The sequence below is a fragment of the Cupriavidus basilensis genome, from assembly GCF_029335485.1.
Classification (GTDB): Bacteria; Pseudomonadota; Gammaproteobacteria; order Burkholderiales; family Burkholderiaceae; genus Cupriavidus; species Cupriavidus basilensis_E.
On sequence record NZ_JARJLM010000547.1, the window covers coordinates 1 to 3131 of the forward strand.

General features: G+C 66.8%; 1 protein-coding gene. It reads left to right on the plus strand.

Annotation, left to right across the window (positions count from 1 at the left end; all coding sequences use genetic code 11):
• Nucleotides 1-87: 87 nt before the first annotated feature.
• The coding region (locus tag P3W85_RS34075) for an MdtB/MuxB family multidrug efflux RND transporter permease subunit (RefSeq protein WP_276268006.1) at nucleotides 88-3131 on the plus strand (3044 nt) is incomplete at its 3' end.

Below are 3131 nucleotides of genomic sequence, written 5' to 3' on the forward strand. Positions count from 1 at the left end.
GGCGCGCACGGCGGCCAGCGCCACGGCGATGGTGCGAGCGCAGCGGCTGCAGGCGCCACGCCGCAGCGGCCGCAGTAAGGACCCAGCATGAACCCATCACGTATCTTCATCGAACGGCCGGTCGCCACTGCGCTGCTGATGCTCGCCATCCTGCTGTCCGGGCTGGTGGCCTTCCGGCTGCTGCCGCTGTCGGCGCTCCCGGAGGTCGATTACCCGACCATACAGGTGACCACGCTGTACCCGGGCGCCAGCCCGGACGTGATGACCTCGTCGATCACCGCGCCGCTGGAACGCCAGTTCGGCCAGATGCCGGGCCTGAAACAGATGTCGTCGTCGTCCTCGGGCGGCGCTTCGGTGATCACGCTGCAGTTCGAGCTGACGCTGTCGCTGGACATCGCCGAGCAGGAGGTGCAGGCCGCCATCAACGCCGGCGGCAACCTGCTGCCGGCCGACCTGCCGATGCCGCCGGTCTATAGCAAGGTCAATCCCGCCGACGCGCCGATCATGACGCTGGCCATGACGTCGGACACCATGCCGCTGCCCAAGCTGCAGGACATGGTGGACACGCGCGTGGCGCAGAAGATCTCCCAGCTGCAGGGCGTGGGCCTGGTCAGCATCAGCGGCGGCCAGCGCCCGGCCGTGCGCATCCAGGCCAATCCGACCGCGCTGGCCGCGCTCGGCATGTCCATCGACGACCTGCGCACCGCCATCGGCAGCGCCAACGTCAATGGCGCCAAGGGCAGCTTCGACGGCCCCGCGCGTGCCTCCACCATCGACGCCAACGACCAGCTCAAGTCCGCTGACGAGTACCGCCAGATCATCGTCGGCTACCAGAACGGTGCGCCGATCCGCATCACCGACGTGGCCAATATCGTCGACGGCCCCGAGAACAACCGGCTGGCGGCCTGGGCCAACGACCAGCCCGCCATCGTGCTGAGCATCCAGCGCCAGCCCGGCGCCAACGTGATCGAGGTGGTAGACCGCATCAAGAGCCTGCTGCCGCAATTGCAGAATTCGCTGCCGGCCTCGGTCAAGGTGCAGTTGCTGACCGACCGCACCACCACCATCCGCGCTTCGGTGCGCGACGTGGAGTTCGAGCTGCTGCTGGCGGTCGCGCTGGTGGTGATGGTGATCTTCGTCTTCCTGCGCAATGTGCCGGCCACCATCATCCCCGGCGTGGCGGTGCCGCTGTCGCTGGTGGGCACCTTCGGCGTGATGTACCTGGCCGGTTTCTCGATCAACAACCTGACGCTGATGGCGCTGACCATCGCCACCGGCTTCGTGGTGGACGATGCGATCGTGATGATCGAGAACATCATGCGCTACATCGAGGAGGGCGATTCGCCCATGGAGGCGGCGCTCAAGGGTTCGAAGCAAATCGGCTTCACCATCATCTCGCTGACGTTCTCCCTGGTGGCCGTGCTGATTCCGCTGCTGTTCATGGGGGATGTGGTGGGACGGCTGTTCCGCGAGTTCGCCATCACGCTGGCGGTCTCGATCCTGATCTCCGCGGTGGTCTCGCTGACGCTGACGCCGATGATGTGCGCGCGCCTGCTGCACCATGTGCCCGAGGAGAAACTCTCGCGCTTCCACCGCGCCAGCGGCCGCTTCTTCGACAGCGTGATCGCCAGCTACGGCCGCGCGCTGGACTGGGTGCTGGACCGCCAGAAGACCACCCTGCTGGTGGCCGTCGGCACCCTGGTGCTGACCGTGCTGCTGTACATCCTGGTGCCCAAGGGCTTCTTCCCGGTGCAGGACACGGGCGTGATCCAGGGCATCACCGAAGCCTCTCAGACCACATCCTTCCCCGCCATGGCGGCGAAGCAGCAAGCAGTAGCCAAGGTGGTGCTGGCAGATCCGGCGGTGGAAAGCCTGTCCTCCTTCATCGGCGTGGACGGCACCAACACCACGCTCAACGCCGGGCGCCTGCTGATCAACCTGAAGCCCAAGGATGAGCGCAGCGATTCCATCGAGGACGTCACCCGCCGCCTGCAGGCTGCAGTCGACAAGCTCGGCGGCGTCGCGCTCTATACCCAGCCGGTGCAGGACCTGACCATCGAGGACCGCGTGTCCCGCACCCAGTACCAGTTCACCGTGCAGGACCCGGACCCGGCCACGCTGGCCACCTGGGTGCCGAAGCTGGTCGAGCGCCTGAAGCAGGAGCCCGAGCTGCGCGACGTAGCCAGCGACCAGCAGAACAACGGCCTGCGCGCCTTTGTAGATATCGACCGCGACGCCGCGGCGCGCTTCGGCATTACCACCGCGGTGATCGACAGTGCGCTCTACAGCGCCTACGGCCAGCGCCTGGTGTCGACCATCTTCACCCAGTCGAGCCAGTACCGCGTGGTGCTGGAAGCCATGCCCGACTTCCGCACCGATCCGCAGTCGCTGGCGGACCTGCGCCTGCCCTCCTCCTCGGGCGGGCAGGTGCCGCTGGACGCGTTCGCCCGCATCAGCGAGCGCACCGGGCCGCTGGTGATCAACCACCAGGGCCAGTTCCCGTCGGCCACCATCTCGTTCAACCTGGCCTCCGGCGAATCGCTCGGTGCCGCGGTCGACAAGATCACCAGGGTGGAGCAGGAAATCGGCCTGCCGATCTCCATGCAGACCGACTTCCAGGGTGCCGCGCTGGCCTTCCGCGCTTCGTTGTCCAACACGCTCTGGCTGATCCTGGCGGCAGTGATCACGATGTATATCGTGCTGGGCGTGCTCTACGAGAGCACCATCCATCCGGTGACCATCCTCTCCACGCTGCCCTCGGCCGGCGTGGGCGCGCTGCTGGCGTTGCTGGTCTCGGGCCAGGACCTGGGCATCATCGCGATCATCGGCATCATCCTGCTGATCGGTATCGTCAAGAAGAACGCCATCATGATGATCGACTTCGCGCTCGAGGCCGAGCGCGAGGGTGGCATGGCGCCGCGCGAAGCGATCTTCCAGGCCTGCCTGCTGCGTTTCCGCCCGATCCTGATGACCACCATGGCAGCCTTGCTGGCGGCGCTGCCGCTGATGCTGGGTACCGGCATCGGCTCGGAGCTGCGGCGTCCGCTGGGCATCACCATGGTGGGCGGCCTGCTGGTCAGCCAGGTGCTGACGCTGTTCACCACGCCGGTGATCTACCTGGCCTTCGATCG